The organism is Micromonospora sp. NPDC049089 (assembly GCF_040648775.1).
Taxonomy (GTDB): Bacteria; Actinomycetota; Actinomycetes; order Mycobacteriales; family Micromonosporaceae; genus Micromonospora.
Genome location: NZ_JBEZEH010000320.1, coordinates 1 through 4,940, shown reverse-complemented (window position 1 = coordinate 4,940; position 4,940 = coordinate 1). Strand labels below are relative to the sequence as shown.

5 protein-coding genes and 1 other RNA gene are annotated in these 4,940 nt (G+C 66.5%); all 6 read right to left on the bottom strand.

Going from position 1 to position 4,940, the window contains the following annotated elements:
* Nucleotides 1-118 precede the first annotated feature (118 nt).
* Nucleotides 119-494: a transfer-messenger RNA gene (gene ssrA, locus AB0B48_RS31925) on the bottom strand.
* 104 nt (nucleotides 495-598) lie between these two features.
* Entirely contained in the window at nucleotides 599-1,078 is a 480-nt protein-coding gene (gene smpB / locus AB0B48_RS31920) for an SsrA-binding protein SmpB (RefSeq protein WP_124854050.1), read from the bottom strand.
* 149 nt (nucleotides 1,079-1,227) lie between these two features.
* Entirely contained in the window at nucleotides 1,228-2,103 is an 876-nt protein-coding gene (gene ftsX, locus AB0B48_RS31915; RefSeq protein ID WP_112582377.1) for a permease-like cell division protein FtsX, read from the bottom strand.
* Nucleotides 2,104-2,170: 67 nt separating this feature from the next.
* A complete protein-coding gene (gene ftsE, locus AB0B48_RS31910) occupies nucleotides 2,171-2,851 on the bottom strand; it encodes a cell division ATP-binding protein FtsE (RefSeq protein ID WP_030331491.1) in 681 nt (226 codons plus the stop codon).
* A gap of 118 nt (nucleotides 2,852-2,969) precedes the next feature.
* Nucleotides 2,970-4,091: a peptide chain release factor 2 gene (gene prfB, locus AB0B48_RS31905; RefSeq protein WP_357208119.1), complete on the bottom strand. Its 1,122-nt coding sequence runs from the start codon at nucleotides 4,089-4,091 to the stop codon at nucleotides 2,970-2,972.
* 64 nt (nucleotides 4,092-4,155) lie between these two features.
* Nucleotides 4,156-4,671: a PadR family transcriptional regulator gene (locus AB0B48_RS31900; RefSeq protein ID WP_238666587.1), complete on the bottom strand. Its 516-nt coding sequence runs from the start codon at nucleotides 4,669-4,671 to the stop codon at nucleotides 4,156-4,158.
* Nucleotides 4,672-4,940 lie beyond the last annotated feature (269 nt).

Below are 4,940 nucleotides of genomic sequence, written 5' to 3'. Positions count from 1 at the left end.
GGGGGCCGGGCGACGCCCCGACCCACCGGCGCCGAGCGTGGTTGGACACGGGAGGGACCGAAAGACCCCGTGAACACCGACGCGCCCCGGCTGGTGGGCCGGGGCGCTTCGTTCGAGGTGGTGGAGGTGCCGGGAATCGAACCCGGGTCCTTCGCCGGTTTGTCAGGGCTTCTCCGAGCGCAGCTCGCTGTGCCTCTACTCGGCCCCACCGCTCACGCGAGCAAGTTGGTGTGACGGGCCCAGTCGCTGATTAATCTCGCCGCACGGACCCCGCGACCGGGTCCGATTGGCCAGCCTCCTAGCTGATGCCGGCTACTGGGACGAAGGCGTTCCCAGGCCGACAGACTTAGCTACTCGCCTCAGGCGGCGAGAGCGAAGTCAGCGCGATTTTGCTTGGCGCTTATAAGTTTCCGACGACCGATTCTCGAGACGACGTCGGCTTCCTCGGCTCGCTTCCCCTGTCGCTGCGTACGAAGTCGAAACCAGTCACCCCCTCGACAGGCCGCCGATGTGGCGGCACTGACAAGACTAACGCCTGCCGCAACAGCTTTCATCCCGAGCCCCGGGCCGGCGCGCCGACCCGGACAAACAGGATGAACTAGTCGTCCATTCCCTTGCCGCGTCGACCGGACACCCGGGCGATCTCCCGGTCCGCGTCGCGCTTGGCGAGATCCTGGCGCTTGTCGTACGACTTCTTGCCCTTGGCCAGGGCGATCTCGACCTTGGCCCAGCCGTCCGAGAAGTAGACCTGCAACGGGACGATGGTGAAGCCGCCCTCGCGGGTCCTGCCGAGGAGCTTGTCGATCTCGCCCCGGTTGAGCAGCAGCTTGCGGGTACGCCGGGGCTCATGGTTGGTCCAGGTGCCCTGGGTGTACTCCGGGATGTGCATCGCGTGCAGGAACAACTCGCCGTCACGTTCCTGCGCGAACGCGTCGACAAGTGACGCTCGCCCGGCCCGCAGCGACTTGACCTCGGTGCCGGTCAGCGCCATGCCCGCCTCGTACGTGTCGAAGATGGCGTAGTCGTGACGCGCCTTCTTGTTGGAGGCGACCACCTTGCGCCCCTTTTCCCGTGGCATCGGTGCCACCCCCTCTCCTGGCGTCCGCGGCCGGGCTCACCCCGGCCGGACAACCGATCATGCTACCCGAATCACAAGGACCCTCCCGCGCCGTTTATTTCCGGCTGCGGGAGGGTCCTCGGGAGACCACGGGACGACCCGTACGGTGCCTAGACCCGCAGGTAGAAGCGCAGGGTGATCCAGGCGGTGCCCGCGCTGACCAGACCACCGACGCCGGCCATCAGCGGGAAGATGAACAGGATGTCGCCCCAGGTGATCGGCGAGAGCAGACCCTGCAACGCGCTCAGCGACCCGTCGAAGAGCAGATACTTCGCCGCGACCAGGGCCACCAGACCGAGCAGTGAACCGATCAGGCCGGCCACCACGGCCTCCAGCACGAACGGCGCCTGGATGAACCAGTTGGACGCGCCGACCAGCTTCATGACCGCCACCTCACGCCGCTTGCTGTACGCGGCCACCTGAATGGTGTTCGCGACGAGCAGCAGTGCGGCGACCGCCATCACGATGGCGGCGGCCAGGGCGATGTTCTGAATCGCGGTGAGGATGTTGAAGATCTTGTCGAGCAGTCGACTCTGGTCGACGATCTCCTCGACACCCTCCGTGTCCTTGTACTGGTCGTAGACGTTCTTGTACTGCTCCGGATTGTTCAGTGTGAGTCGGAAGGACTCGGGCAGCTGGTCCGGCTTGACCGCGTTGACCAGATCCGGCGCGTCCTGGTACATCGACTTGAAGCGCTCGTACGCCTGGGCCTTGTCGACGTAGATGACCTCCTTGACCAGGGGGTCGCCGTCGAGCTTGGTCTGCAGGTCGGTGCGCTGCTGCTCGCTGACCTCCTGCTCCATGAAGATCGAGACCTGGATGTTCTTGTAGTAGAGGTCCTTCATGTCGTCGACCTGGCGGTACATCAGACCGCTGGCGCCGAGCATGGTCAGCGAGACCGCCATCGTGATGATCATCGCGATGGACATGGTCACGTTGCGCCACAGTCCGACCAGTACCTCGGACAGGACGTATTTCACGCGCATCGGGGTTTCCTCCGGGTCTCCGGCATGAGGTGTTCGTCGTCAGGCTGCGCAGGGGTGGAGCGCCGGCTCACCCGTAGACGCCGCGGGCCTGGTCACGCACGATGCGACCGCTCTCAATCTCAACGACGCGGCGGCGCATCTGGTTCACGATGTTGGAGTCGTGGGTGACCATCACGACGGTCGTGCCGGTGCGATTGATCCGGTCCAGCAGACGCATGATCTCGATCGAGGTGTCCGGGTCCAGGTTTCCGGTGGGCTCGTCCGCCAGCAGGATCAGCGGACGGTTCACGAACGCCCGGGCGACGGCGACCCGCTGCTGCTCACCACCGGAGAGCTCGTGCGGGTAGCGATGCTCCTTGCCACCGAGCCCGACCAGCTCCAGCACCTCCGGCACGACCCGGCGGGCAACCGCCTTCGTCTTGCCGATCACCTCGAGGGCGAACGCCACGTTCTCGTAGGCGGTGCGGTTGGGCAGCAACCGGAAGTCCTGGAAGACGCAGCCGATCGAGCGCCGGAAGTGGGGTCGCTTCCAGGAGCGCATCGACGTGACGTCCTTGCCGTTGACGACGACGCGCCCCTTGTTGGGGGCCACCTCGTGCAGCAGCATTTTGATGATCGTGGACTTGCCGGAGCCGGATGGACCGATGAAGAAGACGAACTCGCCCTTCTCGATCGAGACGGACACGTTGTCGAGCGAAGGCCGGGACGCCTTCGGGTACGTCTTCGTCACTTGCTCAAGCTGAATCACGGGTGGTGAGTCTACGCGGTGTAACAACTGAGCCAAGCCCCACGCCCCACAGATCCGGCGCGCGTCGTCGAATCAGGCCTCTACCTGGAGATCGATGACGCGCTCCGCCCGCGAGCCGTCACGCAGTGTCGTTGGCGAGTTGACGCTGCTTGCGCCAACGGATGCCGGCCTCGATGAAATCGTCGAGGTCGCCGTCGAAGACCCCGCTCGGATTGCCGGTCTCCTGCTCGGTTCGGAGATCCTTCACCATCTGATACGGGTGCAGGACGTAGGAGCGCATCTGGTCGCCCCACGAGCTCGTGCCGCCGCTCTTGAGGCCGGCCATCTTCTCTTCCTCCTCCTGGCGCTTGCGCTCCAGGAGCCGGGCCTGAAGCACCCGCAGCGCGGAGGCCTTGTTCTGCAACTGGGACTTCTCGTTCTGGCAGGTCACCACGATGCCCGTCGGAATGTGCGTCAGGCGCACCGCCGAGTCGGTGGTGTTGACGCTCTGCCCACCCGGCCCGGAGGAGCGGTAGACATCGACCCGAACCTCGTTCTCCGGGATGTCAATGTGGTCGGTCTGTTCGGTGACCGGCAGAACCTCGACACCCGCGAAGCTGGTCTGCCGACGGCCCTGGTTGTCGAACGGGCTGATCCGGACCAGCCGGTGCGTGCCCGACTCGACGCTGAGCGTGCCGTACGCGTACGGCACCTTCACCGCGAAGGTGGCCGACTTCAGGCCCGCCTCCTCGGCGTACGACGTCTCGTAGACCTCGGTGGGGTAGCCGTGCCGCTCCGCCCAGCGCAGGTACATCCGCAGCAGCATCTCGGCGAAGTCCGCGGCGTCCACGCCACCCGCGCCGGCCCGGATGGCGACCAGCGCCTCCCGGGAGTCGTACTCGCCGGAGAGCAGGGTGCGGACCTCCATCTCCTGGATGGCCTTGGTCAGCCCGGTGATCTCCGACTCGACCTCGGTCAGCACACCCGGGTCGGCCTCGGCCTCGGCCAGCTCCAGCAGCACCTGGGCGTCGTCGAGCCCGGAGCGCAGGCTGCCCAGCTTGCTGATCTCGCCGTTGACGTACGACAGCTGCGAGGTCACCTGCTGGGCCTTGGCCTGGTCGTCCCACAGATCGGGGGCGGAGGCCTCCTGCTCCAGGCGGGCCTTGTCCTCGTGGAGCCGGTCGAGGTTGAGGACGGCCTCGATGTTTCGCAGGGTCGCGTCGAGTTCCTTGAGCTGTTCGGCGTAATCGGCAGCGGTCACGACAGACAAGCGTACTGCGTCGGGAGCGGAGCAGCTCGTTCCCTATGCGCGAACCCGCCGACCATCACCCGACGGGGGCGGACTTCAACCACGACAGGGCCGCCCGGTGGTAGGCGACGGCGAACTCCAGCGCGCTGGCGTCGTACGTCTCGCCGTCCCGTTTGGCGTTCTTCACCTGCTCCCGCACCTGGGCGAGGGCCTCGGTGTGGTATTCGTTGGCCGAGGCGTAAAGGCCCTTCAGCTGGCTGGCGGAGTGCAGGTTGCCGAACGCCATCCGGAGCGCTATCGGGTTGCGGATGGTGTCCCGCCCCGGGTTCTCCGCGAGCCAGCGGGAAAACGTCCGTTTTCCGCTGGCGGTGAGTGCGTAGGGCTGGCTCATCCGCGGGCCCGGCTTGCCGAGCCGCACGTAACCCCGCTCAGCCAGCACCGGCAACTCGCGGTACACCTGACTGCGGGTCATCGACCAGTACGGCGCCAGACGGCGCTCAGCGGCGGCCATCAACTGACCGCCTGTCATCGGGCCCTCGTGGAGGAGGCCGAGAAGGGCCGCCGCCGTAGGGTTGACTCCGGAATCCGCCATGGCCACTACGCTGCCACTTTGCGCACCCGGCGTCCAGGATTTGCCGGTTTGCCACCCGACAGGACTTCCTAAGTGCACTGTCGGCGGCAGACTGTCCGTTGAGGACTATCGATGGATTGCCACATTCCGGGCATCCCGCCGGCGGCGCCCACGCGCCGCCGGCGGGGGGTGGCCGGTGCTCCCCTGTGGGGGGTTGTGTTGTGGGTGGGGGGGCCGAAGGTGTCCTTGTTTGTCCCCGGGGGGTGCCGGCGGACCAGGGTGGTGCAGGG

What these genes read in the sequence shown, in the direction of transcription:
- ftsX (WP_112582377.1), bottom strand. Translation starts at nt 2,103, where the DNA reads ATGCGCGTGAAATACGTCCTGTCCGAGGTACTGGTCGGACTGTGGCGC.
- smpB (WP_124854050.1), bottom strand. Translation starts at nt 1,078, where the DNA reads ATGCCACGGGAAAAGGGGCGCAAGGTGGTCGCCTCCAACAAGAAGGCG.
- AB0B48_RS31900 (WP_238666587.1), bottom strand. Translation starts at nt 4,671, where the DNA reads ATGGCGGATTCCGGAGTCAACCCTACGGCGGCGGCCCTTCTCGGCCTC.